The 24,805-nt window shown below is 40.9% G+C and carries 25 protein-coding genes; 13 read left to right on the top strand and 12 right to left on the bottom strand.

Annotation, left to right across the window (positions count from 1 at the left end; translation table 11 throughout):
• Position 1: 1 nt before the first annotated feature.
• From ACSX1H_RS00220 to ACSX1H_RS00210, 3 genes are all read left to right on the top strand, one after another.
• Positions 2 to 721, top strand: a complete 720-nt coding sequence (locus ACSX1H_RS00220) for a tRNA1(Val) (adenine(37)-N6)-methyltransferase (RefSeq protein ID WP_439181510.1) — start codon at positions 2 to 4, stop codon at positions 719 to 721.
• Positions 722 to 892: 171 nt separating this feature from the next.
• Positions 893 to 1,468 (top strand): RNA polymerase sigma factor, encoded by a 576-nt coding sequence (locus ACSX1H_RS00215; RefSeq protein WP_439181509.1) that lies wholly within the window; start codon positions 893 to 895, stop codon positions 1,466 to 1,468.
• On the top strand, positions 1,458 to 2,195 hold the full coding sequence (locus ACSX1H_RS00210; protein ID WP_439181508.1) for a tetratricopeptide repeat protein: 738 nt from the start codon (positions 1,458 to 1,460) through the stop codon (positions 2,193 to 2,195). Before ACSX1H_RS00215 ends, ACSX1H_RS00210 begins: the two co-directional genes overlap by 11 nt.
• Here ACSX1H_RS00210 and ACSX1H_RS00205 read toward each other — a convergent pair.
• Positions 2,192 to 5,335: a CHAT domain-containing protein gene (locus ACSX1H_RS00205; RefSeq protein WP_439181507.1), complete on the bottom strand. Its 3,144-nt coding sequence runs from the start codon at positions 5,333 to 5,335 to the stop codon at positions 2,192 to 2,194. The two genes, ACSX1H_RS00210 and ACSX1H_RS00205, sit on opposite strands and share 4 nt — an antisense overlap.
• A 181-nt stretch (positions 5,336 to 5,516) precedes the next feature.
• Between ACSX1H_RS00205 and ACSX1H_RS00200 the strand changes: the two genes are divergently transcribed.
• The 6 genes from ACSX1H_RS00200 (at position 5,517) to ACSX1H_RS00175 (ending at position 11,659) form a co-directional block, all read left to right on the top strand.
• Positions 5,517 to 5,660, top strand: a complete 144-nt coding sequence (locus ACSX1H_RS00200) for a hypothetical protein (protein WP_439181506.1) — start codon at positions 5,517 to 5,519, stop codon at positions 5,658 to 5,660.
• Between the two features lie 199 nt (positions 5,661 to 5,859).
• Complete coding sequence (locus tag ACSX1H_RS00195) at positions 5,860 to 6,120, top strand: hypothetical protein (protein WP_439181505.1); 261 nt, start codon at positions 5,860 to 5,862, stop codon at positions 6,118 to 6,120.
• 83 nt (positions 6,121 to 6,203) lie between these two features.
• Positions 6,204 to 7,382, top strand: a complete 1,179-nt coding sequence (locus ACSX1H_RS00190) for an HlyD family secretion protein (RefSeq protein WP_439181504.1) — start codon at positions 6,204 to 6,206, stop codon at positions 7,380 to 7,382.
• On the top strand, positions 7,379 to 9,529 hold the full coding sequence (locus ACSX1H_RS00185; RefSeq protein WP_439181503.1) for a peptidase domain-containing ABC transporter: 2,151 nt from the start codon (positions 7,379 to 7,381) through the stop codon (positions 9,527 to 9,529). Before ACSX1H_RS00190 ends, ACSX1H_RS00185 begins: the two co-directional genes overlap by 4 nt.
• Before the next feature lie 67 nt (positions 9,530 to 9,596).
• Positions 9,597 to 10,934, top strand: coding sequence for an MATE family efflux transporter (locus ACSX1H_RS00180; RefSeq protein ID WP_439181502.1), 1,338 nt, complete (start codon positions 9,597 to 9,599; stop codon positions 10,932 to 10,934).
• Positions 10,935 to 10,945: 11 nt separating this feature from the next.
• Positions 10,946 to 11,659, top strand: a complete 714-nt coding sequence (locus tag ACSX1H_RS00175) for a 2-phosphosulfolactate phosphatase (RefSeq protein ID WP_439181501.1) — start codon at positions 10,946 to 10,948, stop codon at positions 11,657 to 11,659.
• A 134-nt stretch (positions 11,660 to 11,793) separates the two neighbouring features.
• Here ACSX1H_RS00175 and ACSX1H_RS00170 read toward each other — a convergent pair whose 3' ends face one another.
• Positions 11,794 to 11,964 (bottom strand): hypothetical protein, encoded by a 171-nt coding sequence (locus tag ACSX1H_RS00170; RefSeq protein WP_439181500.1) that lies wholly within the window; start codon positions 11,962 to 11,964, stop codon positions 11,794 to 11,796.
• Between the two features lie 212 nt (positions 11,965 to 12,176).
• Between ACSX1H_RS00170 and ACSX1H_RS00165 the strand changes: the two genes are divergently transcribed.
• The 4 genes from ACSX1H_RS00165 to ACSX1H_RS00150 all read left to right on the top strand — a co-directional run bounded on the left by ACSX1H_RS00165 (position 12,177) and on the right by ACSX1H_RS00150 (position 15,947).
• On the top strand, positions 12,177 to 12,923 hold the full coding sequence (locus ACSX1H_RS00165; protein ID WP_439181499.1) for a hypothetical protein: 747 nt from the start codon (positions 12,177 to 12,179) through the stop codon (positions 12,921 to 12,923).
• Positions 12,924 to 12,932: 9 nt separating this feature from the next.
• Positions 12,933 to 13,469 carry an RNA polymerase sigma factor gene (locus ACSX1H_RS00160; RefSeq protein WP_439181498.1) on the top strand — a complete coding sequence of 179 codons (537 nt, stop codon included), beginning with the start codon at positions 12,933 to 12,935 and terminating at the stop codon, positions 13,467 to 13,469.
• Between the two features lie 4 nt (positions 13,470 to 13,473).
• Positions 13,474 to 14,940, top strand: a complete 1,467-nt coding sequence (locus tag ACSX1H_RS00155) for a hypothetical protein (RefSeq protein ID WP_439181497.1) — start codon at positions 13,474 to 13,476, stop codon at positions 14,938 to 14,940.
• 275 nt (positions 14,941 to 15,215) lie between these two features.
• Entirely contained in the window at positions 15,216 to 15,947 is a 732-nt protein-coding gene (locus tag ACSX1H_RS00150; protein ID WP_439181496.1) for a hypothetical protein, read from the top strand.
• Positions 15,948 to 16,023: 76 nt separating this feature from the next.
• Here ACSX1H_RS00150 and ACSX1H_RS00145 read toward each other — a convergent pair whose 3' ends face one another.
• The 10 genes from ACSX1H_RS00145 to ACSX1H_RS00100 form a co-directional block, all read right to left on the bottom strand.
• On the bottom strand, positions 16,024 to 17,043 hold the full coding sequence (locus ACSX1H_RS00145; RefSeq protein WP_439181495.1) for a glycoside hydrolase: 1,020 nt from the start codon (positions 17,041 to 17,043) through the stop codon (positions 16,024 to 16,026).
• Between the two features lie 5 nt (positions 17,044 to 17,048).
• Positions 17,049 to 18,119 (bottom strand): beta galactosidase jelly roll domain-containing protein, encoded by a 1,071-nt coding sequence (locus ACSX1H_RS00140; protein ID WP_439181494.1) that lies wholly within the window; start codon positions 18,117 to 18,119, stop codon positions 17,049 to 17,051.
• A 77-nt stretch (positions 18,120 to 18,196) separates the two neighbouring features.
• The gene (locus tag ACSX1H_RS00135; RefSeq protein WP_439181493.1) at positions 18,197 to 18,562 is read right to left on the bottom strand and encodes a hypothetical protein; all 366 of its coding nucleotides are present in this window, start codon (positions 18,560 to 18,562) and stop codon (positions 18,197 to 18,199) included.
• A 187-nt stretch (positions 18,563 to 18,749) separates the two neighbouring features.
• The gene (locus ACSX1H_RS00130; RefSeq protein ID WP_439181492.1) at positions 18,750 to 19,445 is read right to left on the bottom strand and encodes a response regulator transcription factor; all 696 of its coding nucleotides are present in this window, start codon (positions 19,443 to 19,445) and stop codon (positions 18,750 to 18,752) included.
• Positions 19,442 to 21,001, bottom strand: coding sequence for a sensor histidine kinase (locus ACSX1H_RS00125; RefSeq protein WP_439181491.1), 1,560 nt, complete (start codon positions 20,999 to 21,001; stop codon positions 19,442 to 19,444). Before ACSX1H_RS00125 ends, ACSX1H_RS00130 begins: the two co-directional genes overlap by 4 nt.
• Before the next feature lie 124 nt (positions 21,002 to 21,125).
• Positions 21,126 to 21,350 (bottom strand): hypothetical protein, encoded by a 225-nt coding sequence (locus ACSX1H_RS00120; RefSeq protein ID WP_439181490.1) that lies wholly within the window; start codon positions 21,348 to 21,350, stop codon positions 21,126 to 21,128.
• 67 nt (positions 21,351 to 21,417) lie between these two features.
• Positions 21,418 to 21,876: a GNAT family N-acetyltransferase gene (locus ACSX1H_RS00115; protein WP_439181489.1), complete on the bottom strand. Its 459-nt coding sequence runs from the start codon at positions 21,874 to 21,876 to the stop codon at positions 21,418 to 21,420.
• Positions 21,877 to 21,997: 121 nt separating this feature from the next.
• Positions 21,998 to 22,876, bottom strand: coding sequence for a DMT family transporter (locus ACSX1H_RS00110; protein WP_439181488.1), 879 nt, complete (start codon positions 22,874 to 22,876; stop codon positions 21,998 to 22,000).
• Between the two features lie 54 nt (positions 22,877 to 22,930).
• Positions 22,931 to 23,824, bottom strand: a complete 894-nt coding sequence (gene rarD, locus ACSX1H_RS00105) for an EamA family transporter RarD (protein ID WP_439181487.1) — start codon at positions 23,822 to 23,824, stop codon at positions 22,931 to 22,933.
• Between the two features lie 185 nt (positions 23,825 to 24,009).
• Complete coding sequence (locus ACSX1H_RS00100) at positions 24,010 to 24,624, bottom strand: NUDIX hydrolase N-terminal domain-containing protein (RefSeq protein ID WP_439181486.1); 615 nt, start codon at positions 24,622 to 24,624, stop codon at positions 24,010 to 24,012.
• Between the last annotated feature and the right edge of the window lie 181 nt (positions 24,625 to 24,805).

Here is a 24,805-nt window from a genome sequence, read left to right as displayed (position 1 = left end):
TATGGCCAATAACTACTTTAGGTTTAAACAGTTTACTGTCTATCAGGATAAAGCTGCTATGAAGGTGGGAACAGATGGAGTTTTACTGGGGGCGTGGGCGGATGTGAGCGATGCTGATAGTGTTTTAGATGTAGGGACAGGCACCGGATTGATTGCTCTTATGCTTGCTCAAAAAACAGAACATACCCGAATAACCGCTATAGATATTGAAGAGGGAGCCGTTCAACAGGCCTCATTTAATTTTGAATTATCCGACTGGAAAGATAGGTTGATCGTTAAGAGGTGTGCCTTTCAGGAACTGAATGCTGAGGAACCCACACTTTTTGACCACATTGTTTGTAACCCGCCTTTTTTCAATAATGCTTTTAAGGGGAATAACCATTCTCGCACGATGGCCCGGCATACCGATGCACTATCTTATGAAGAGCTGTTGAGCAATGCCTATAAGCACTCAAATTCTAAGGGTAAATTATCGCTGATACTGCCCTATCCATCGATGAATGACTTACTCGAAGTGGCTAATTCCATTGGGTGGCACTTGAGGAAAGTATTATACGTTAAGCCGACTCCAGAAAAGGATTACGTGCGTGTATTAATGGAGTTTGCTAAAAATAAAGTAGCTGCTATCGTGCGCGATGAAATGATCATCGAAGATAAAGGCCGCCACTGCTACTCCGATAAATATATCTCGCTTACAAAATGTTTTTACTTGGCCATGTAGTAATTGCATTGTTGTGTTTAAGCGTAACATTTTGTAAATTCTCATCGTTTAATTTATGTCGAGTGTAAGAGTAAATATCAGAATTGTTGAAGATTGTGTTGTTGAATGGGCGTTGACTAAAAATCATTAATTCAATTAAAATCACTATTTTAGTGCCCGAAAACGAGGACGATGCTAAGAAGAAAATATTCAGATAATGAGTTGTTGGATGCAGTTTATTCACGAGATAGTAAACTGATAAAGTATATTATGCAACTTGTGTGGGGGCAAGTGAGTAGTCTTGTCTTGGCGAATAATGGAACTAAGGAGGATGCGATGCAGATTATGCAGGATGCTTTTATCGCCATTTATACCAAGAAAGAAAAACCAATTTTGGTATCTAAATTTTCAACCTATTTTGTTGCGGTGTGTAAAAACCTGTGGCAATATGAGTTGCGTAAACAACGAGTGAAGCCTGTTTACCAAATACTTCATGATGAGATTCCTGAGCTTGAAAGCGAAATTCACGAGAAGGAGCTTTTTGAAAAGAGGCGAAAATTATACCTGAAGTATTATAATAAGATTCAAAAGGTTTGTCAGGATGTTCTAAGGCTTGTTGCTATTGGCTTTACGAATGAACACATTACCACAGAATTGGCTTTTAGTTCGGTGGCTTATACCAAGAATAGAAAATCGATGTGTAACAAAAAGTTGCTGGAGATGATTAAAGCAGATCCAGAATATAAGGAGTTGAAGTATGGATTATAATAAGAAAATACTGCAGTTTTTTACGAATGAACTGGATCCGTTACAACACGAAGAGTTAAAAGCTGCCATGGCCAATAATGAAGAGCTGAAAGAAGATATGAAGCTCCAGCAAGAAATTCTTTACACGCTTGCCCACCATGAGCAAGATAATGATGATTTCAGAAAACAACTAAAAGCGATAGGTGATGAGTTCATTGCCGGTGACCAAGAACATAAAAGGAGCTTTAGACTTAATTATTGGTTGGCTGCTGCCTCTGTCATTGTCGTTATTGGCTTGGGGAGTTATTTAGGCCTGCTTAGTGGCTCAAAGTATAGCGGTAGTCAGGCATTTATTGAGTACTATGCTCCCTATGGTACAGATATGACTGTTAGGGGCAACGATCAACCGGGGAGTTTTAATGCCGCCTTTGAGCAGTATCATGCGGGTGATATTGATGCCGCTATTGTGTCATTTACTGAATTAAAAAGTGAGAATGAGGAATTGGCTGGGTTCTTTACTGGCTTGTGCTATTTGGAGCTGGGTAATATAGCGGACGCAAAGCAGCAACTCGAGGCAACCAGTAAGATTTCTATATTCTACGATGAGCAGGTAAAATGGTATTTGGCTTTATGTTACCTTAAACTGGAGGAGTATCAGCAGGCCGAATTAATACTTACAGAAATAAAGAACGTTGGAAGTAAGTATTCGGATGATGCGCGTTCCTTGTTGAAAAAAGTAGACTTTTAGCGTGTGTGCTTTTTGTCGTAAATGAATAAAATAATCACTGATAGCATTGCGAATGCCAAAAGGTAAATAAATACACCTTTTGGCATTTTTTGTTGTATCGGATCTGTATTGCCTGATAATACATAATTGGCCCAATAGTAGGGGTGTGAGTGGACGCCATCTGCATTTTTAAGGTAATGTAGTTTACTTGCCTGGAGGGCTTTATTCTTATGGATACCGTTACTTAGTTCGTTATAAAAGCCTTTGGTAATTTCAGCCCCACTTGCATCATGCACGGGCCATAGTGTCATCACTTGTGACTGTACACCTGCAAATGTGAAAGCCCTTGCCAGACTCAAAAGACCTTCCCCGTTTACTCTTTGTCCGCTTCCTGTGCTGCACGAACTTAATACGGTGAGCGGCGATTTGATGCTATAGTTATATATTTCTGCTGCAGTAAAACTTCCTGCTTCATTGTTTTGTGAGTTAAAAACAATTTGAGAGTTAAATGGGTGTATTTCATCATTAATCGAGTGCATTGCTAAGTGCAGAATATCATTGCTCTGCATAGCTCCAATAAAGTTAGTTCTGGTAGCATTTTTTCCTTTGAATACCTTTGTTCGGAAGTTTTGTTCGATTGATAATATCTCTTTTTCGGCTCCATCAAGCGGGGGTAAAATAGTATCTAGCGAGGCTACAGACTCAAGAGTACTTCCTTCATAATTCCCTTTTCCACTGTATTTAGGGGCGAATGCCAATATCCTATCGAAGGCTACCGGTTCTGAAGAGTGGTAGTTCAATAAGGCCGTATTGTAGGCATAGCTCACCGTGTGTTTTTTAATTAACCAGGGGAATTCTTTAAATCGCGGCTTCGCCCCCGAGTAATTTTGAGTAAGTAGGATCTCAAACGGTAAGTACGAAAGTTTAGAATGCGGCACGATAATTAACTCTTTCCCCTTAGTGATATCATGAATATCCCCAAGAAGGATGTTATAAAGAGAGTAGGCGGCCGAGGCAAATTTTTGAATATATGCCACTGAGTGTTGGCCATAAAATGGTGTTGATGCTTCAGCTATAACCAGCTCAATGGCCTCATCAAAAGTTTGTTCCAACTTTATTATATCAGACCTGTAGCTGGTTTTACTAATTGTAAATCTAAATAGCTCAGTTTCGGTTTGGTAGTAGTCAATTATAACTTGTTCTCTGCCAAGGCGCATTTGTAATTCATGAATATCCAGGTACGGCATCCGGGCTTTTTGTTCTTTATAGGCTGGAAATTTGTGTTTTATAGTTAGATTGAGGCTATCGATTTTACCCATTGTTGCACTCATCCTGCTTGTAAGATGAGATATCAGGCTGCTATCTGTTTGGTTCGAGAAAAGGGCATCATTGTAGCGTTTAAGATAGACATCGTATTGCTTTTTAGCTTTATTTACTGCATTAAGCAGTTCGGTGGGTATGCCGGAATTAAGTTTATATTCTTTTTCATTTACTCCTTGAAGCAGGGCATAAGCTTTTCCTTTTTGAATAAAGGAGAATGCCAGATGCAAATATTTCTCTTCTTCCGTAGCCTTATACAAGGCCATTGCCACTTTGGTACTCTGAAGCGTGAAATCATAGTATAACTCACCAGTTACCAGGCGATCTCTGTCATAATTCTGCTTGCTTCTTAATTGCTCAAGACCTCTTCCAGCCACCTCAATACATACCAGGGCTTCTTTCAGATGATTGACGTTCTTATTTACTTCATATTGGTGATATAGGTTATTGGCTAAAGCAATATTGATTTGACGGTAAAGTGTTGCAAACCGGCTATCCTGAATACTTGATAATTTATCTTGCAGGTGGGGGTATTTACTTAGCATTTCAGATACAACATCCTTCAGTATGTGGTAGGCTTCTTTATAATGTTTCAGGTTATTATGGCAGAGCGCTTTTTCGTAGGCATTGTCCCAATACAGGTACTTAGTATAGTAGCGGTTGCTATTTAGTAAGTTTTCTACATTTTCGAGGTGAAAAAGGCATTGGTTATACTGTTCCAGATCGAAATAGGCGAGGGCAAGCGTGTTCTCAAACTGCCTGTTGAGAGGTAGCCGTAGCTTCCGGTAATAAACAGTTTTAGCCGAGTCGATGTAGGCATAGGCTGCATCATCCTCAAAAATTTTCGCATGGTATTGCCCGGCAAAAAGAAAGGCTTCGGCAAGCAATCGAGCATCTACTTGTTTAATTTCTTTAATGTTCTGCCTAAGGTAAAACTTCATCTGATTCAATTGCTGCAAATCATAGTAGGTTCCGGCAAGAATATGGTTAGCAGAATTGCGTATGTATTTTGTCCTTTGATTGATTGAAGTGATGGAAAGGGCTTTGTTGGCAAATAGGATGGCGTTGGTATAGTTATTTTGCTCAAAATAGTAGCCCGCAAGGGCATCGAGCAAATTAGCATACTCATTCTGGTAATATTGTGGTTTATCGGTGTAAAAACTGCGTAGTTTTTTAATGTTATTGGCAACCTTTTCCTCCATGCCCATTTTTAGGCTCAAATCAATATAGTTTTGGTATAGCGCATGGTTATGGTTATTTATTTCCTGATTAAAAGGCAGTGCCAGGGCTTCCTGAAAGACGTGGTAGGCCTTTTCGTACTGTCTGTAGTTGTTATATAGTGTAGATGTAAAAACCTCTACCGATAGGTTATAATTCTCATAGTTAGCTTTGCTTAAAAGCGTTTTTTTTTCAAGCTCAAATGATTTACTGAGGTAGTCAAGCTTTAAAGTGTGTTGTTCTTCGTAGCCGCAAATGATTGAAAGGTTGTGGTAGATTTTAGCTTTTACAGAGTCGACCAGGAAAACAGTATTTTCTGTTGTTAATAATCGGGTTAATATTTCTTTAGATTGTTGGTTTTTGTTAACGGCAAGGGCCACAATCCCTTTATAGAGTTGGATGTATTTCTTAAAAAGAGGCTCCTCCGTTGAGGTTTCAATTGTTGAAATAAACTTATAGGCCTTACTATATTCTTGTGCGTAGGCATAGGAGCGGATTGTTTTATATAACAGGCGGATACGTTCATCTTTTTTGTGATGCATGGGGTCTGAAAGAAGAATTTGTGCCCCAATTTCAGCTGCCTCGGAATAATTTTCAGTCGAATAATGCTCCATAAAGTACATTATGTAACTATTATAATCTTGGGTGTAACTTTTTTTAAGTGTGCATAATAGGCAGATTATCAATGCTATGACGTATTTTTTTGTCATTTTTTAAAAAAAGTTTTAAAAAAAGTTCTGAAAAAGGTGTTACGGTTTCCTGTTTCTGCAATTAACCTATAGAAACCATTAAAACATTAGTGTCATGAGATCTATGGTCAACAACAAAAAACAGGAGCAATATAAAAAGTTTATAGCAAAAGATGCCGCTTTTTTAAAAAAGGTTATTGGTGGTGAAAGTCTAATTGGTAATGAAGAGAAAACTGATAGCAACAAAATAAAAATATAGTGTGCTGAGAGCTCTTATAACTTTCAAACGCAAGGAACAATATTTAAGACTATCCCGATTAGTTAGAGTCTGAACGCAGACTGTATGCAGGAACAAAGAAGGTGGGGCGGTTTCCCTTATAGATTCCCGATTCTCACATTATCTCACCTAGTACCCCTCACCTTCTTTTCCTCTATTTTGTTATTAAGGAGAGACCGATTTGGCGCAGCATGAAGTACATAGAACCATTGCCTTGATTGATTGTGAAATCAGAGGACAAGCGACTGGCTCACCAATTGAGTTGGCCAATCGTTTGCGCATGTCTGTACGCATGCTTTATTTCCATATTGAAATGATGTCTCGACTTGGTGCTGCCATATTTTTCTCAAAAGAGATAAATAGTTTTCAGTATGAAGAGGAAGGCTATTTCAAAGATGGTGTGCGCTGGATTGTTTTTGATAAAGTGAGAATTGCCAAGTAACCGATGCATAATTTCAATAGCAGATTACCTGATGCTTCTTTTATGAATTAAATTGCTATTTTCGATAAATAGCAGTTATAACTATGCCTTCTGAAACACCCTATTTGCAGCAGCATAAAGCTAAATTCAGCTACTATTCGTCCATGTTTTATCGTGGGTATACCTTATATTGGGTACTTTTGTTAATCCTTTTTATTGGGTTTGCATCATTGCCATTTATTGAGGTGGATGTGTCCGTTCAAAGCCATGGAACGATTACCTCTGCTAATAAAATGGTTGCGCTATCCGCTCCGTTAACTGCAAGAGTTGTCAAAAGCGCGCTTAAAGAAAATTCAAAGGTCCACCGAGGTGACACCCTTATTGTATTGCATCAGAGTGGGATAAATAATGAAATTACTTCGAACCGTAAGCAAATTGCATTACAGCATCGGTATATTGACGACTTGAAAAAATTATTGGAAAATACCTTTTCATCAGTGCTTGAGACTGCTTTGTACCGGAAAGAAAGAGACGATTACATCAGTTCATATAATGCGTATGAAGGCAGGGTTAAAAAACTCTCTATTGATTTTAAGCGCACTGCTCAACTTTATCGTGATGGGGTTGTCCCTCAAACCGTTTTTCAACAAGATTCATTTATGTTAGATGAGGCAAGAAACCGACTTTCTGTCTTTCAAACCTCAACAATGTCACGTTGGGAAACTGAGCGGCGCAATTATATTTTGGCCATTCATAACCTGGAAGGTCGAATAGAAAGTTTGAAGCAGCAACAAAACCAATATGTGATTACTGCTCCATTTGATGGAAGTATTATTGATTTTATTGGAATTACTTCGGGACATATTTTGAACGAAAACCAACGTATTGCTTTTTTGTCTCCCAACGAAGAGCTAATTGCAGAGTGTTATATTTCGCCGGGCGATATCGGCTTTATACACCTTGGCATGCCCGTTCAGCTGCAAATTGAAACCTATGACTATAACCAATGGGGACTCCTAAGGGCCGAGGTCGCAGAAGTTGCTGACGATGCGATGTTAATTAATGGACAGTATGTTTATCGGATTCGGTGCCGCTTATCAAATAATTATCTAGAAATGAAGAATGGGGTGAGAGGGACTTTAAAAAAAGGAATGAGTTTAACCGGACGATTTGTAATTACTCAGCGCTCACTGTTTCAATTGTTATTTGATAATATTGACGATTGGTTAAACCCCAAGGTGCTTACAAATAAAACAACTGCACTAAATGCGAATGCTAAATGAAGTTATCTGTTCAGCAATATGATACAACAGATTGCGGTGCCGCATGCCTGGCATCAGTATCCCGTTATTATAAACTTAAGTTACCCCTTTGGGATATTCGTCGAACGGCGGGAACCGGTAAGGGCGGTACCAGTGCTTATGGATTAATAAAGGCGGCTGAGTCCTTAGGTTTTGATGCCAAAGGTGTTCAAGTCCAACTATCAGAATTGCAAGATTTGCCATTACCCGCCATTGCACACTTTCAAATGCCATCGGGAACTCATCATTTTGTTGTTGTTTATAAAGTTGGTAAATCCAAAATACAAATTATGGATCCGGCACTTGGCAGGATGCAAAAGGTAGCATTAGCGTCCTTTGCCAACCGGTGGACAGGAGTAGCGATTCTGCTTATTCCTTCTGCTACTTTTTCACGAGGAGATCATACAAAATCCAACTACAAGCGCTTATGGAATGTGATTAGGCCTCACCGTTCTATATTTGTCCAATCGGGTTTTGGAGCTTTAGCTTTTTCTTTACTAGGATTATCTACTGCCTTTTACATTCAAAAGCTTACCGATTTTGTTTTAGTGGGTCACAACGAGAATCTACTGCATCTCTTAGGGGTTATTATGTTGCTCATCTTTGGTGCGCAGTTGCTGATAGGTGTGCTGCAGTCGTGGTTTGTGCTGCGGGTTAGTCAAAATATCGACACCAGCCTTATTTCGGGTTATTTCAGGCATCTGTTAAAATTACCTCAAAAGTTTTTCGACAGTATGCGCATCGGCGAACTTATTTCGAGGGTTAATGATGCAGTGAAAATTCGCAATTTTATTAATCAGATAGCTGTTGAAACAGTGGTTGATAGTCTGATAGTTATAATTGCATTTTTGGTGATGATGGCATTTAGTATCAAGCTGGCTCTCTTAGCTTATGCTGTTATTCCAATTTACCTGCTCCTGTTTTTTGTAACGAATGCGTTTAACCGGCAGTTTGAAAGAGCCAAGATGGAGGATACCGCTGAACTGGAAATTCAGCTGGTCGAATCCTTAAGGGCTATTAAAACAATTAAGCAGATGGGAGCGGATGAACATTTTGCCAACAGGGTTGATAATCGCTTGGTTAACCTGCTCCAGAAGGTCTATCATTCGGGTAAGCTAGATATTTTTTCAACTTCAGGCATGCAGTTTGTGAACCGTTTGCTTACCCTGTTAATTTTATGGTCAGGGGCAATTTTGGTTATTCAAACAGAATTGTCTTCTGGTGAGTTAATGTCTTTTTTCGCTATATCTGCGTATTTTACCGGTCCAGTAGCTCGTTTAGCGGCCATTAATCGGAATGTTCATGGGGCTTTAATTGCAATGGATCGTCTTTTCGAACTTTTGGAATTAAAGCAAGAAGCAGAAGATAAACCGGCGATGCCCTTTAAGCATGAGGATGTTGGCGATATTCTTTTTAGTAAGGTGCATTTCTCATATACTCTGGAGCAAGAGTTGTTTGAAGATTTTAATTTTCACGTCAAAGCAAATAATATATCAGTTCTGCTGGGTGATAGTGGTTGCGGAAAATCAACGATTGGTGCCTTAATACAAGGATTATATCCTGTCACTAAAGGACAAATAACCATTGGAGGCTATGATATTGAGCATGTTAATCGTAATGATTTAAGAAAGGTGGTAGGTGTAGTGCCACAGTATATTGAGTTGTTTGCAGGTAATGTGATTGAAAATATAGCACTTGGTGACGTAGAGCCTGATTTGAAACGAATCACTCAAATAATTGCTCAGCTCGGGCTCCAAGAAACTGTCGAGCAACTACCCGAAGGACTTTATACCTGGCTGGGAGAAAATGCAATTCAACTTTCAGGTGGTCAGCGGCAACGCCTGGCCATTGCTCGCATGCTTTATCTGAACCCACAGGTCTATATTTTCGATGAAGCCACATCTTTTCTCGACGATCGTTCAGAAACCATCGTTAAAAACCTTATTCTGCAGCTTAAGCAAGAGGGGAAAACAATTATAATGGTGGCACATCGGATGTCTGTTATCAATATTGCCGATGAAGTATTTGTTTTTAAAAAGGGAATGGTCATTCAGTCAGGCACTGTGAAAGAATTAATGGCAGACAAACAGGGGCGCTTCTATGAAATGTGGAGGCACCATCAGGGATAAATTTTAGGTTCGGGTTTTGTATACTAGAGTTTTATCTACTTTTGTGAGCTGATATAAAACAGCTCCAATGAAAAATTGTTACTCAGCTCATTATTGGCCAAATGTTAAGCTGGCTACTCCTGTTGTATTAGCGCAAGCTGGTCAGATGTTGGTAAACCTGGCCGATACAGTCATGGTTGGGCAGGTAGGGACTATTCCACTGGCAGCTGCTTCATTTGCCAATAGCATCTTCATAAATGTTCTTGTTCTGGGTATTGGTATATCCTATGCAATTACTCCTTTAGTTGGTAAAGCCTTTGGCGCAAAAGATAAAGAAGAGTGTGCCTACTGGTTTCAACAAGGGATATTTGCTAATATTATCATTGGCATCTTGTTGTCGTTTGTGGCAGGCGCCATAGTGCTTGGAATGCCGTTTATGGGACAAGAGGCCGGTGTGGTTGAAGAAGCTATTCCATACTATTTGCTATTAGTAGCATCCATTATTCCATTACAGGTTTTTAATAGTTACAAACAGTTTGCGGAGGGACTTAGTAATACGCGCATAGCTATGTATATTACCGTTGCCGGCAACCTGTTAAATGTTGGGCTGAACTATATATTCATCTACGGACACATGGGCTCTCCGGCTTTAGGCGTTATAGGTGCAGGAATCGGCACTTTAGTTTCGCGCATAATGATGGCCGTGGCTTTTGTTTGGATGTCCTACCATATTAGCTTATTTAATAACTACCGGGGCATTCATCTTACGAGGTTTTCTAAGTCGGCTTTTGTGCGTATCTGCAAATTAGGACTTCCGATTGGGCTTCAGTCCGTCATTGAAGTGTTCGCATTTAGCCTGGGGAGCATCATGATGGGGTGGATTAATGCCGTTAGTTTGGCTGCACATCAGATTGTATTAAGTTTGGCCAGCTTAACCTATATGATGTCATCGGGACTGGCCTCAGCAACCACTATTAAGGTGAGCATTTTCAGAGGGGAAAAGAATTATTTGGATGTCAAACATAGCGCATTTGCATCGGTCCACCTGGTGTTATTGTTTATGGGGTTGATGGGTATCTTATTTGTAACGCTTCGCTATTGGTTGCCTTCGCTGTTTATTGATAACCCTGAGGTGATTGAATTGGCTGCCGGACTGATGCTGGTTGCAGGCTTGTTTCAGGTTTTTGATGGTGTTCAGGTGGTTGCTTTGGGGATATTGAGAGGTTTAGAAGATGTACTTATGCCAGTGATTGGTGCCGGTGTGGCTTATTGGCTAATATCTTTACCGGTTGGTTACCTCACGGCATTTGTGTTTAGCGCCGGGCCCATTGGTATTTGGATTGGGTATTTGGCCGGACTGGCCTGTGCCGGTGTTTTTTTATTATTGCGTTTCAGGATGCTGTATAAAAAGCGTTTTGGAGTTTAAAATTAAATGTGATGAATATTGAAGTAATAGCAACTGCCCAGCAAGCAAATTTAAGTGCGGTAAAAGGTAAAACAGCCGTTGTGATTGACGTTTTAAGAGCTACAACGGTAATGGTAACGGCGCTAAAAAATGGAGCCACAGCAGTCATTCCTGTTTTAGATCCCAAAGCAGGTTTTAAAATTAAAGAAGAACAAAAGGGGAGTATTATTCTGGGAGGTGAGCGGCAGGCTGAAATAATACCTGGGTTTGATTTTGGCAACTCACCACTGTCTTACACTAAGGAGGTGGTGGATGGAAAAACACTGGTTATTACCACTACGAACGGGACCTTGGCCTTACGAAACTCAATGGGTGCTGAGGAGCTTTTGGTGGCTTCGTTCATTAATAGTAAGGCTATTTGCGAGTTAGTATCCGAAAAGCAAGAGCTTGTACTTGTTTGTTCCGGTAACAATGGTCTCTACACATTGGAGGATGCCTTGTGTGCCGGACAAATTATTTATCGACTTGAACAAGCTGGCGTTCCGGTTAACTGCTGTGATTTTGCCTTATCGGTAAAAGCGTTGTTTGAAAGTCACAAAAATAATGTGGCACAATTTGCTGCATGTGGTTACCACTATAATGTATTGAAGAATAAGGGCTATTCCGAAGATTTAGAGTATTGTTTTACAAACGACGTCTGCAATACGATTCCTGTTTGGAGAGAAGGGGCCTTGGTTAAGCTGTAAGCAGAATATCTGCCAGTGTCTCACACTGCATTTCGGGACACGCAGCTCTTAAAGCAACTACAGCTGCTTTGAGTATCATCACAAAGCAGCTGCAGGCTTTTAATTATCATCTGGAAAAGACTGAAGACAGACTGTTAATCAATAATTCTATTCATGCCGATATGAACAATCAGCCCACCAACTAATAATACTGCTGCAAATACTAATGGGGTGTTACTGGCTGGCGTATTCATCATGTAAAAGGCCAAAACAGCCACTCCCAGAAGGATAAGGATAATTCCGAAGTTTTTTAGAAATGCATTCATAATGATTGTTTTAAAGGTACTTTTAAATATACAAACAATTCGAAATACGACAAAAGGTTGAAGAAATAATAACAACGCATCCAGAGAAAGTACTAAATCAATTAATAGTGAGGACTTGCACTGAAGCAGAATATCCTTATTTTGGCTCTCCACTTTTTTTCAAAAAAAGGGATTTTAGTTCCAACTATTAACCATGATGTTTCGTCATAAAGATGAATAGATTATATAAGATGGGAAGGTTTTTCATAACACTTAACTCAGTATTCGCGCTCATATTACTTGTCAGTTCATGTCAAAAAAAAGCCTTTACAGAACCTGTGGTAGCCCAATTGGTTGTAACGATGGCTTCTGGAGACTTACCCCAAATAAGTTTTGAATCGGCAGGTGTGTATTTCGAGCAAATTGTATTTGATGGGCATCGGCAGACGGGAGGTGATGTTCACTTTGCAACCGAACCCGATAAGTCAATCGGTCCGGTATATTGCACGGGAAACACGGTAGGAGCAATTAAAGAATTTGATATTCCTCAAGGGGTTTATACACATATGGAATGGCGTTTCATCTTAGGAGATATGAGTGAGGCTGAGGATGATGCTGATGTAGAAGAAGAGAGTGATATCGAAGGAGGGATTGTTATCAGTGGACTGTTGAACAAGCAGGATGGCACCTCCGTGCCGGTAAAGGTGATTATCGAAGACGAAGAGGAATTATTGATTAAGACTATTGCAGAGACTGGGTATCAGGATATTACTCTGTTAGCCACAGATAGTTATGAAATTCAATTGGTCATTGATCCCTATTATGCCATGCGGCCTATATCGCTGGAATCGTGGGAGAATGCAGAGTTGAACGATGATGATGAGGCAGGCTATATTGAGATTTCATCAGATATGAATGAAGAACTGTATGAAATGGTACTGGTTCGCCTTGAAAGTTCAGTAAAAGCTCTTATTAAGTAAACTTTGGAAGTGACGTTAGATATAAACGATGAGCTGTTGCTGAAAGGTTGCATAAAGCGGGAGCGCAAAGCGCAGGAGCAACTGTATCGTAAATATGCCGGTGAAATGCTACGTATTTGTCTGGCCTATGAGCCAGATAGGGAAGCCGCCAAAGATATTTTGCAAAATGCTTTTCTTAAGGTGTTTAGAAACATTGAAGCATACAATGGAAAGGGAGCTTTAAAAGCATGGATCAGAAGGATTATCACTAATACAGCAATTGATGCCTATCGGAAAAGACAGCAAAACACTACCCTGCGCATTGATGATTTAGGCGAAAATACTGAGTTGGCTCATGAGTTTTCAGATCCCCTGGTTTGTCAGGATTTATTGAAGGAAGTTGAAAAATTGCCCGACGGTGCCCGCATCGTATTTAACCTGTATGCCATTGAGGGCTATAGTCATAAGGAGATTGCCGAGAAGCTGGATATCAGTGAAGGAACCTCGAAATCTCAGTTGAACAGAGCACGTAAGCTATTAAATGAACAGTTAACTGGTGTTGTTTAATGTAATGCAGAAATTTGAATTCCATAGAAAGTATCGAGAATTGCTTGAGCGAAATGCTTTTGAAGCTCCGGATGACGTATGGAATAATATTACAGCAGCTCTGGATAACGAACCAAATCAGCTTGACCTGACCAAATCAGAGCAGGATATTGTTGATGAGGTATGGAGTCAAATTGAAAATGAGCTGGATATTGATGAGGTTTGGGGGAAGATAAATACCGAGCTTGACGAAAAGAAGCAACGCCCGCTTTTCGCCATGTTCAGATACCGGGTTGCCGCTGCAGTTATTTTATTTCTGCTTGCCCTGAGTGCAACACTGTATTTATTTACAGATCGCCTCACGCAACCATTGATGGCCAAAAAGCATCAGTATATAGAGCAAAGGCATGGCGCATCTACCAATGAAGAAACGATGACTGGTGAATCCAACCGTTTGCCAGCCGCTGGCGGCGCAAACGTTAATCAACCCAAATCTGCAGGTAGTGCATTATCAACCTTTAATACAAAAAATGATCGCACAACAACATCTCAGCGAGAAGAGCTTGATGCAGCAGAGAAAAATGTTTTAATTTCTAGTAAAGAAAGCAGTGATCTCGCTAATATCCCGATTCAGCTATCAGGTTCTCTCGCTTTGCCCGAAACATTCGCAATGCTCAAAGCTAAAGACGCCTTTATTGATGTGCCCGGAGGTGTAGATCTGGAAGAGGCTGTTAAAATCTATGAACCTGAAATTAATAATACCTACTGGATTGCTGCTTTTGCGTCTCCAGCCAATAGAAATACCTCTAGCGAAGAACTACCCTTCGACCGGAAAGACAGTAAGTGGACTACCGGGTTAATAACGGCAGTTAAAAATACGTATTTGCTCAATCAGGAAACACTCGAAGGTTTTTCTTCCTCGGGGATGAATAGCTCTAAGCTTTCTTTTCAACCAGATTTGGGTATCAATGTGCAGTATGCCCTCAACCAGCGGTATATTCTAGAGACAAATATTTTTCTTAAATCCTCGGCCAAGCAAAGCTCCAACTTCTATAGTTATGGGGAGTATGTCTCAAAAGAAATGCAGTTGAACTACATGGCAAGCGAGTTGTTGGTCAAGCAAAATGCCAAGAAAAGTTATCTGAATGATAAGCTTATTCGCCGCAATGTGGCCGGAGTCTATGTGGGCCATATGAACTCGGCCACCGAGATGGTTAGAAATGAATCGCTGGATATCACATCGAAGTACGCCGCTTTGGATTATGGTGTGCTTCTGGGTCAGGAGTTTGAGTTACGCTCAAAAGGCCCAATTAAAGTTTCAACCGGAATAAGTATTAAATACGGCCTGCCTAATGTGTATAAAGGAGATGCCAATGTTCCGGAAAATTTCAACCGAACACACAATGCATCGCTAGAGTTTCGGATAGGATTGGCCTACCGCTGGAAATCCAAAGTGGGCATTGATCACTACCTGGGTGTTCTGAGTAAATAATAAGTGCGACCAGCATTACCTCTTTTGATGCAATTGGTGCATTGCTGCCCTTCTTCCTTCAATACATAATTGATCGCCAATTTTTAAGCAACTACTGATGGCACGATGCCTTCAGTTAGAAAAAAATGTTCTTCCTAAAAGGCTTTACAGTTGGTGGATGTATTGTTTTTGCCGATAAATATTAAAAAAATGACTCATCCATTCCAACGTTTCTGGTCGAGGGCTCGTCATGCTATTAGACAAACGATATTATTTACTAATAAATATTCTGAAAAATGAAATTATTCAAAAACCTATTCGTATTAGCCCTTGGATTAGCAATTTTTAGTGGCTGTAGTGATGATGACAATAATACTGATACAAGCAAAGTAAAAGTAGCGCTTAAGGCTTCGCAAACGGGTTTAAAAACAGGTGGTGAGCCAGTTGCTGAACCAGTTGAGATGACCGAATTTATGATCAGCCTGGGAGAAATTGAGTTCGATGTGAGTGATGAAATGGAAGATCTGATACCAGGTGGTGATTCAATTTACAGCGATATTGAGCTGGAAGGACCATTCTTGATTGATCTGTTATCTAGTAATGCAGAAACAGGTATTGATTTAGCAACTGCCAATGTACCAAATGCGGTTTATGAAGAAATAGAGTTTGACTTTGAGCCATATGATATGGATGAGCCGGTTGGCATGCTGGGAAATACCATTGTTGTAAAAGGAACTTATAATGGTACAGAATTCAGCATTATCAGTGATGAAGAGTTAGAGCTGGAGCTGGAATATACGAACGGATTTTCGTTAGACGGCGCCGACGCACGTTTATTCATCGACTTGAACCTTGGTAATTTGATCAGCTTTGTAAAAGGCATTGATTTTACGCAGGCTGTGCTTGAGGAAGATAATACAATCTTAATTTCAAAAGATCGGAATAAAGATATACTGGAGCAGTTTGAAAACACCATTGAAAACTCTTTTGACATTGATGAAGAGGATGAAGAAGGGGATGATGATTAATTAACTCAATATCTGAATTCAACCTGAATTTTAAAGCGCTGCGGTTTTCCGTGGCGCTTTTTTGCATCTATAGTGGCTACTTATTACGTTTTTCGTTCCAATAATCGATGTACTTATCCATGGTAATGATACCGACCGGACCTTCGTAAATGCCACCTGTTTGCGTGCGATCTTGCACACGAATGGCAATGGAAAGTGTGCGGGTTGATTGGTACAATCTGCGAGGAATTATGTAGCCTCTCAGCGCTTTCCAAGCCTCGTTGTAGGGAAAAAAGAAATGGTCACTAATCTCCCCGGTTTGGCCAATTAAGATACCATTGATATAGGTTTCATCCACATCATCAATTTTACCGAGTAGCAGCACTAAGGCTTCTTCCTGCAGGTGTTCAGGTATCGTAATGGTTTTGCGGTACCAGGCCATGCCATTGTAACCGTCGTAGCCTTGTTCTTCCCAGGAACGTGGCACACTAATCTGCTCCCAATTGCGGTCGTTGTATTCTATGGCTTTGTAATAGCTTTCGTCACCAGTTTTAAAGCGCCATTTGCCTTCCAGAGAAATATCCGGGATAAGCGGATGAATTTCGGCTTTTATGCCAATGTTTCCAGAAATGATCCCTCCTTCGTTGTAGGCATCGTAAACACGCACTGCTATTACATTGGCTCGTCCATAACGAATTAGTTGATTAGGTAATTTATAGAGGCGGTGGGCGTTGTAAGCGGTTTTAAATGCCGGAGGAAATTGCCCCGATTTGTTAATGAGCTCCCCATTTAGGAATACTTCATCAGCATCATCGATGAAGCCCAAATCCAGCCAGAGGCTTAATTTTTGTGCTTTAATGGGGATGTCTACTTCACGCCGGTACCAGGCAAAGCCATCGTAGCCATTAAAGCCCTGATGTTCCCATAATGATGGTACCCTTATCTGTTCCCAGCTATCGTGGTTATAATGGTCTTGTGCCCAGTTGCTATCGTCACCAATTGAAAAATACCATTTGCCGTTAAGCGAGATGTAATCTCGAAGCTCTTGGGCATTTCCCTGCCAGGCCATCATGGAAATAGCTGTGTATAGGATAATATGTAGCAGTGTTTTGTTCATAGGTGTTAGTTGTTGAGCCATTCCCAGAATGTATCCAGCCAGTCGGGTTCTTTACCCACCAATTGTTTATAGGCATCAAATTGTTTTTTGGTCATAATGCCAATGGGACCATCGTAAATCCCCCCATCAATACCGGTATCACGCACCCGAACGGCTATGGTGTTAAAACCGTTTGTATTCAGCAGGGCCGGAGGTATTTGGTAGGCCCGCAAAGTGCTATACGACTGGTATGAACCGGATAGACCTCTGGCCAACGATGAGCGGAGGTTACCGGGTGAGACGCCACCAATGCGCGTACCATTCAGATAGGTTTTATCTTCATCATCTATCCGCCCCAGCACTAAAATTAGTTCTTCTTTTGCCAGATGAGCGGGTAACTTAAATGTTTTTCGGTACCAGGCAATGCCATCGTAATCAGGCCAACCGGCACTTTCCCAAAATGATGGAACTTTTATGTCACTCCAGGCTGAGTCGTCGAAGGCACTTTGTTCAGCATCAGACTGGTTGTGGGTAGTAAATTTCCATTGGCCAGACAGGTTCACCGACAGGAGCTTGTCTGACACGTTGGTGTTAAGCGATACCGGTCCGCTCAAAAATCCGCCATCACTGTAATAGTCGTATACCCGCACCGCAATCACATTAGTGCCTTTTTGCCAATAGCTTTTAGGAATGGTATAAAAGCGCTGTTCACTATATGCTGTTTGTGTATTGGGAGGAAAACTGCCAGAACGACCAACAAAGCGGCCGTTTATGTATACTTCATCAATGTCATCTATTATGCCTAGCCGGAGTATCAGGTCGTGATCGGGGATAATATCTATCCTTATCATTTTGCGATACCACGCATAGCCATTGTATCCTTCAAACCCTTGCGACTCCCACTTACCGGGCACCCGAAGGCTAGGCCAGTCAGAATCGTCATAAGTAGAGTTTTTCCATTCGGGGTCATCGCCGATGGAGAACTTCCAAAAGCCTTCAAGGGATTGTTCTTCCTGAAGTATTTGGGAGTTAAGAGTGACCGTTCCTGACAACAGGAAAAGAAAGAGGGCAACGTATTTCAGTGTTTTGGCTATCATAAGTATAATCAACGATTAAAAGTACATATTATCGCAGGTATTCCAAAAATGATTAAAATTGTTTTGTCAATGCAATATTAGTACTTGAGGTACTGAAAATTAATTGGAAACTTTAGCATTTTGCCTTGCAAGGATGAATTGATTGCGTATATGTCTATTTCCTGCAGCCTCTCTTCAACCATTTGCATTAGGCGTTCATCATCACCAGTAACTTTGTGAAAAATCAGCTTGTTGTTTGTGTCAACTTTGAACTTAACCGTCAAATCTTCACTGTTATCCAGTTTAAGGTGTTCCAGGTTTATATCCCTTAAACTTCTCTTAAGTTCCTTGTTTAATTGTTTGCAACATTTTTTAAAGGCAATTTCTTCTGGGGTAGCTGCCAATGCTGTTGTACTTAGTCCAATCATAAGTACTAATACGGTGGAAAATAATCTTGCTTTCATAACTCTTTGTTTTTGGGTTATTAATTGAATTACAAAAGCAAATTTAGAGGGAGGTTAACACCGCATCGTCAAAACAATATCATCTGTTGTCATTAATTGTCATCAAAATGTCATTGATGCTCGTTTACGTGGTTAACATCTTGTAAATCAGCGTGTGTTTATTTTGCGAGGGTGGATTTGCTTCCTGCTAATAACTGTGCACTAAGCGGTATCCCATGCCATGAACGGTAATAATAATTTGAGGATCGTTGGGATTGTCTTCTATCTTCTGTCTTAATTTGAGAATAAAATTATCGATGGTACGTGCTGTTGGCTGAAAGTCGTATCCCCAAACATTATCGAGGAGGCTGTCGCGGCTTATGGTGGCGTTCCTGTGTTTCAGCAGGTAATGGAGTATTTCAAACTCTTTACTGGTCATCTTCACGGGCTGGCCTTCAACCAGTGCGGTATAGGTCGTAAAATCAACCGATAGTTTACCAATATCAACTAATTGAGCAGAGGCCGGTGTATTGTGCTTATCTGTTCGGCGCAGCACTGCTTTCACCCGTGCCAGCAATTCGCGCAGACTGAAGGGCTTGGTCAGGTAGTCGTCGCCGCCCGATTCCAATCCGATCACTTTATCAATTTCTTCCCCTTTAGCAGTTAGAAAAATGATGGGCGTTGAATTGTTCTCATGCCTTACCTTTTTACACACATCAAAACCACTGATGTGGGGAAGCATCACATCCAGCAGAACCAGGTCGAAGTTGTTGCCTAATATTTTTTGCAGGCCTTCTTTTCCATCAGATGCTGTTTCAACTTCATAGCCTTCGAATTCAAGGTTGTCTTTGATGCCGGCTTGCATATCTACTTCGTCTTCAATAACTAATATTCGTTTCGTCATGGCTGTTTGGGGGTATTAGTTGGGAATAAAATTTTAAAACAACTGCCAACCTGCTCCTCACTTTCCAGTTCAATGCGTCCATTATGTCCCTTCACCAGGTGCATAACAATGCTGAGCCCCAGTCCTGAGCCTTTTGCGTGATGAGCCAGTGTGCCTTTGGTTACCCGATAAAATTTGTCAAATACAAGCTTCTGCTCTTTGGGCGAAATACCTATCCCTTTGTCACATACCTCAATAAACTGATAAGGGCCTTTTTTGCCCGTTGAGATGGTTAATTCTTTCACATCTTTGCTGTATTTCATACCGTTGTCTACCAGGTTAATCAGGCATTCAGTAATGGCTTGTTTATCTCCTGAAATAGATTTGAGTTCCGGGCTTAGGTGGTAAGTGACTGTGAAGCCGGTTTCTTTAAAATGGTAATTGTAATTACTCATTACCTCTTCAACAATTTCATTTAACACAAGTGGGGCAAATTTTAATTGCTGACGCCCGCTTTCGATGCGCGAGAAGTTCAGGATGTTATTAACAATGCCTGAGAGACGCTGAGTTTCGCGGTAGATGATGTCGTAGTACTTCTGTCGTTTACTGTCATCTTTTAAGCGGCCTAATTGCAGAGTTTCGGCATACATGCTAATTAATGCCAGTGGTGTGCGTATCTCATGGGAAACGTTAGATACGAAATCAGATTTCACTTTGGCCAGATGCAATTCGCGCTTCACATTCCGGTAAAACAACCAGGCTCCGGCAATTAAAAGAATATCGACCAGAATGAGTAAACCAATGTTTTGGCGGGCTCGTTTCTTTGATAATTGTCTGATATCAATTCCATTGGGCTGAATTCCCAGTTTGTAGTCGGGCAGCAGCCAAAGTGCCTGCTCGCGTACCACTTCTTCCGGTGCTTCATTGAGTAAGCTGCTGGTGATAAGTTCACCGCTTTGGATGTGGCGAACTACGATTATAAGATCATCACCGGCTACCATTTGCAAACGTGGAGATAGTGCCTCCCCAATAAAGCGTCTGGCATCGAGCATCAGCAGATTTAGAAACGTCCGGTTTTGTTCTTCTGTTACAAAAACCAGCATTGATAGGTGTTGCTGATAATCTAAATCAATGCCAATTATTTTACGATAGCCGCTTTTCAGGTAACGCTGCAATTGATTAATCACCTTGGTGTGTTTTTTTAAGCGACTAATTATTTCTGTTTGTAAAGTATCATTAGCGATGAAAAAATCATCCAGGTGCAGTGAACTACTGTCGATAGGGTGAACAATAAAGCGGGTTAGTTGGGGATAATCGTCCAGAGGTTTTTCAAACGTGGAATGAAATTCAGCTGGGTTTAGCTCTTTATAAATTTTGTTTATCCAGTTATTGGTTATGTCATCGGCATATTGGTTGATCGAATATAAAACCGACTCAAGCTGGTCGTTATAAATTGATTCGATGACCTCCTCCTGATCGTTAAGCTTTACCAGCTCTATGGCCGTAAATAATGAAGTGGGCACAACCAGTAGCATTCCAACAATTAGCCAGGGCTTTATGATGATGCGTTTTTTCATGTGCTTGGTGTTAGGTTCTTCATGGTTGGAAGAGGCTGGCTTTTACTTATTTGCTTTGAATCGTTTTTGGGTTAAAATGCTCTCATGTAAAGGTATCGATAATTTTATAATTGTGGAGTCTGTATTAATCGGGTATTTTAATGTGTTCGGGCTCTTCCTCTTGGAATTGCCGCATCTCATCAATCACAAGCTGCATGTCATCCAAAAATTCCTGACTACACCCCTTTGTTTTGGCAATTTGGAGATAGGCTTCCATTGCTTCCACTGCACAAATATCGGTGCCGGCAATTACAAAAGCGGGCCAGTCATTACGCAGACATTTATGTAGAATCGCTTTTTGATCTTTCATAGACTATGTTAGTATTTATCTTAAAGTTGGATTAATTTCAATAAGTTGGGAGGATGAAGTAAGGCAATTAGTCAATCGAATTGACTCTTTTTAGTTCCATTTTCAGGTGAGGGATACCATCTTCGAGGTACTCATCCGAAATAATTTGGTAACCAAGGCTTAGGTAAAATCCTTTCAGGTACTTTTGGGCACTGATTTGGATGCAGGGTGCTTCCCATTGAGTATAAAGCCATTCAGCCGCTTTATTCATCAGTTGACGGGCTAGTCCTTTAAATCGAAAATCTTTATCGACCACCAATCGTCCGATGGAAGCTTCCTGAAACCGGGTGCCTGGAGGCAGTATTCTGACATATCCAACTACATTATCCTTATCAAGCGCCATCAGGTGATACGCCGCTTGGTCGAGCCCATCTATGTCGTTGTAAACACAATTTTGTTCCACAACGAATATTTCTGCTCTTAACTGTAGTATGTTGTATAATTCTTTTAGTTGTAGATTATTAAACGGGGTGATTTTAAACGTCATGGTCTATTTTGTTTTAACAGGACGATGAAGATAAAATCTTTTTCAAGCTAACGCAATCAAAGCCCATTTTTTCGATGGAATTTTGATCATCACCAGTGGCTTAAGCTGATTACAGTTTGGTTTACCCTTTTAGTCGGGTTGTATTAACCAGGTAAATTCCGGCAATAACAACCAACCCGCCTATGATTTGCCAGCTGCTGAGTGCTTCGTTCAGAATAATAAAGGCTGCAATGGCGGTAATAACGGGCTGACCAAGCAAGGTAGGTGATACAGTAGTTGCTTTCAGGTGTCCTTGCGAGTAGTTGATAAGGGCCCATCCACCCACATGAACGCCGATGCCATAACCAAGCCAGATGAGCCAGGTGGTATCCGCATATCCGGTGAATGAATAGGGACTCAATAGCACCCCAATACCTGTTGTTGCTGCAGCTGCAAAACTGCTAATGGATAAGTAGAGGAGCGTGTTCATTAGAGAGCGGCCTTGCTGGGTGAATAAGTGGTAAATACCATAAAAGATACCAGCCACAATACTGATGCTGATGCCTGCGATTAAGCCATCGTTGACATACAGACTTCGTGCGGCCATTGTAAACATGCCACTTATGGTAATAGCTAGCCCAATCCAAAATCCTTTCGATTGTTTTTCCTTAAAAATGAATAGAGCGCCCAAACCCACCCAAACAGGAGCCAGATTAGCCATCAGGGTGGGGATGGTTGCATTGCTTATCTCAATGGCCCACGACCACAGACCTGTATCTACACCAAAAGCAATGCCGCCCAGAATCGGCATTAATAGGGCTTTTAGCGACAGTTGTTTGACCATTTGCCATCGGCTTAAAAAAGGCAGAAATAGAACCAGTGAAGCGATAGCCACTCGGTAAAAGGCAGTAACAATGCCCGGCGCATTGGCTGATTTAATGAGAATAGCAGAGAAGCCAATAATTATTAAACCTGTAAACAAGGCCATATAGGCTTTTATGGTCGTTGAGTGATTAGTCATAACAATAAACAATAATTTGAATCGTACGATAGGGTCTAATGGGGAGTAGCCTCTTTAACCCTGTTTCTTTTTTCGGTAGCTTGCAAAAATAGAGTAGCTGTACAAGGCCAGTGCAATCCAAATTGCCACAAAGGCCACCTGTTTCTCTTTAGGAAATCCTTCATGGTAAATGAACAGCCCTAAAAATAGCATGATGCTAGGAGCTATGTATTGCATAAAGCCTACAGAAGTAAGTGTAATACGTTTGGCTCCCAAACCAAACCAATATAACGGGAGGGTGGTTACTACGCCTGCCATAATTAGCAGAGCATCTGTTTGTATCGTGTCGTTAAATAAATGGCCTTTGCCGCTTACCAGCCCCCATACAATGTAGGATAATGCAAATGGCGTGAGTACCAGAGTTTCCACTGCCAGTGCAGGCATGGCTTCAACGCCGCTCATTTTTTTTAGCAGGCCATACAGGCCGAATGAAACAGCCAGGTAAATAGATATCCAGGGAAAACGGCCGTAGTCTATGGTAAGGTAGATAACGGCTGTAGCGGCCAGAACAAGGGCTAGTATCTGCAGTTTACTTAGTTTTTCTTTCAGGAAAATTAGGCCCAAAGCTACATTAACCAGTGGAGTGATGTAATAGCCCAGGCTGGCTTCTACAATGTGATTAATATTAACTGCATAGATATATACGCCCCAGTTGCTTCCAACTAAGAGGCCGGTAATGGCTAATGTAGAGGTGGCTTTTTTATTATAAAAGAGGTTGCCAATGTTAAGTTTCTTTTTCCATATCAACAGGAGCAACACAAAAATGAGCGACCAGAATATTCGGTGTGCCAATATTTCAAGTGCCGGCACATGATTTAACAGTTTCCAGTATACAGGCAACAGGCCCCAGGTAAAAAAGGCCTGAAATGTATAGAGGTATCCGGTTGTTTGGCTCTGATTTGTTGACATACAGTACTGCTTAAGCGCCGCAAAGATAAGGAAATAGTTGGTTGTTAATTACGGGGTGATGCGTGTTTTAATCATTCAAGTACTGAGTTAGAGTCTGTAAATTAGTGTTTTCCCTGGTAAAACGAGTAGGGGCCTATCTGGCAAAGCCGGTTTAAGATTAATGATTATTACAGGCTGCTGAAGCATTAGTCACACACAACCGGTAATTCAGGATGTTTAGCCAGGTGAAACAGCTCTTTTATCTGGGATGCAAGTATACGGTCTTCTGATAACGGAGGTAAGTTATCAACAGCAAACCATCCGGCTTCCTCAATATCAAAATTTCCTCTCAGCTCACCGCCTTTAACCTTGCACAGAAACATGATTTTATAGACATACCAAGGTTGAGGTGGATGAGGGTGGCAGCGCTTGTCGTAAATGGCAAGTACGCGCTCGGTACTTGCTATCAGCCCGGTTTCTTCCTTTACCTCTTTAAGCACCACTTCGGATGGACTATGTCCTATGTCGGCCCAGCCTCCGGGTATGGACCATCGGCCGTCCATTTTTTCCTTTGCCATAAGTATCTCATCCTTATCATTTAATATCAAGGCGCGCACATCTACCTTAGGCGTAGGGTATTCTTTGGGAGGAAAATCGAAAGAATCAAAAACCTTCACCGGCTGTTGCGCAATAGCAGCAATTAGTTCCTTGCTGATGTTAATTAACTCCTGATTGCGTTCAACCTCATAACCATTTTGTGCATAAACCAGCCCGATTTCAGCAAGGGCTTTGATCTTTTTGAATGTATTGATGTAATCCATTGAAAAATTGTTTACATCAAAAGTAGGAAAATGCTTCACTAACTTGCTAACGTTTAACACTCTTTATAACATGTTTATGTGTTACTACTAATAAAATGCCTACCTTTGCACATATTTTAAAAGATTGATTTTTGATATTATACTGATTTTTAGTCCATTCTTCTCTTCGTTAAGAAGCCAA

The organism is Carboxylicivirga taeanensis (assembly GCF_051851475.1).
In the GTDB taxonomy this organism is placed as follows: domain Bacteria; phylum Bacteroidota; class Bacteroidia; order Bacteroidales; family Marinilabiliaceae; genus Carboxylicivirga; species Carboxylicivirga taeanensis.
Note: the sequence above shows the minus strand (reverse complement) of the source record. Positions and strands in the feature narration are given on the sequence as shown.

What these genes read in the sequence shown, in the direction of transcription:
- ACSX1H_RS00220 (WP_439181510.1), top strand. Translation starts at nt 2, where the DNA reads ATGGCCAATAACTACTTTAGGTTTAAACAGTTTACTGTCTATCAGGAT.
- ACSX1H_RS00215 (WP_439181509.1), top strand. Translation starts at nt 893, where the DNA reads ATGCTAAGAAGAAAATATTCAGATAATGAGTTGTTGGATGCAGTTTAT.
- ACSX1H_RS00210 (WP_439181508.1), top strand. Translation starts at nt 1,458, where the DNA reads ATGGATTATAATAAGAAAATACTGCAGTTTTTTACGAATGAACTGGAT.
- ACSX1H_RS00205 (WP_439181507.1), bottom strand. Translation starts at nt 5,335, where the DNA reads ATGTACTTTATGGAGCATTATTCGACTGAAAATTATTCCGAGGCAGCT.
- ACSX1H_RS00200 (WP_439181506.1), top strand. Translation starts at nt 5,517, where the DNA reads ATGAGATCTATGGTCAACAACAAAAAACAGGAGCAATATAAAAAGTTT.
- ACSX1H_RS00190 (WP_439181504.1), top strand. Translation starts at nt 6,204, where the DNA reads ATGCCTTCTGAAACACCCTATTTGCAGCAGCATAAAGCTAAATTCAGC.
- ACSX1H_RS00185 (WP_439181503.1), top strand. Translation starts at nt 7,379, where the DNA reads ATGAAGTTATCTGTTCAGCAATATGATACAACAGATTGCGGTGCCGCA.
- ACSX1H_RS00180 (WP_439181502.1), top strand. Translation starts at nt 9,597, where the DNA reads ATGAAAAATTGTTACTCAGCTCATTATTGGCCAAATGTTAAGCTGGCT.
- ACSX1H_RS00175 (WP_439181501.1), top strand. Translation starts at nt 10,946, where the DNA reads ATGAATATTGAAGTAATAGCAACTGCCCAGCAAGCAAATTTAAGTGCG.
- ACSX1H_RS00170 (WP_439181500.1), bottom strand. Translation starts at nt 11,964, where the DNA reads ATGAATGCATTTCTAAAAAACTTCGGAATTATCCTTATCCTTCTGGGA.
- ACSX1H_RS00165 (WP_439181499.1), top strand. Translation starts at nt 12,177, where the DNA reads ATGAATAGATTATATAAGATGGGAAGGTTTTTCATAACACTTAACTCA.
- ACSX1H_RS00155 (WP_439181497.1), top strand. Translation starts at nt 13,474, where the DNA reads ATGCAGAAATTTGAATTCCATAGAAAGTATCGAGAATTGCTTGAGCGA.
- ACSX1H_RS00150 (WP_439181496.1), top strand. Translation starts at nt 15,216, where the DNA reads ATGAAATTATTCAAAAACCTATTCGTATTAGCCCTTGGATTAGCAATT.
- ACSX1H_RS00145 (WP_439181495.1), bottom strand. Translation starts at nt 17,043, where the DNA reads ATGAACAAAACACTGCTACATATTATCCTATACACAGCTATTTCCATG.
- ACSX1H_RS00140 (WP_439181494.1), bottom strand. Translation starts at nt 18,119, where the DNA reads ATGATAGCCAAAACACTGAAATACGTTGCCCTCTTTCTTTTCCTGTTG.
- ACSX1H_RS00135 (WP_439181493.1), bottom strand. Translation starts at nt 18,562, where the DNA reads ATGAAAGCAAGATTATTTTCCACCGTATTAGTACTTATGATTGGACTA.
- ACSX1H_RS00130 (WP_439181492.1), bottom strand. Translation starts at nt 19,445, where the DNA reads ATGACGAAACGAATATTAGTTATTGAAGACGAAGTAGATATGCAAGCC.
- ACSX1H_RS00125 (WP_439181491.1), bottom strand. Translation starts at nt 21,001, where the DNA reads ATGAAAAAACGCATCATCATAAAGCCCTGGCTAATTGTTGGAATGCTA.
- ACSX1H_RS00120 (WP_439181490.1), bottom strand. Translation starts at nt 21,350, where the DNA reads ATGAAAGATCAAAAAGCGATTCTACATAAATGTCTGCGTAATGACTGG.
- ACSX1H_RS00115 (WP_439181489.1), bottom strand. Translation starts at nt 21,876, where the DNA reads ATGACGTTTAAAATCACCCCGTTTAATAATCTACAACTAAAAGAATTA.
- ACSX1H_RS00110 (WP_439181488.1), bottom strand. Translation starts at nt 22,876, where the DNA reads ATGACTAATCACTCAACGACCATAAAAGCCTATATGGCCTTGTTTACA.
- rarD (WP_439181487.1), bottom strand. Translation starts at nt 23,824, where the DNA reads ATGTCAACAAATCAGAGCCAAACAACCGGATACCTCTATACATTTCAG.
- ACSX1H_RS00100 (WP_439181486.1), bottom strand. Translation starts at nt 24,624, where the DNA reads ATGGATTACATCAATACATTCAAAAAGATCAAAGCCCTTGCTGAAATC.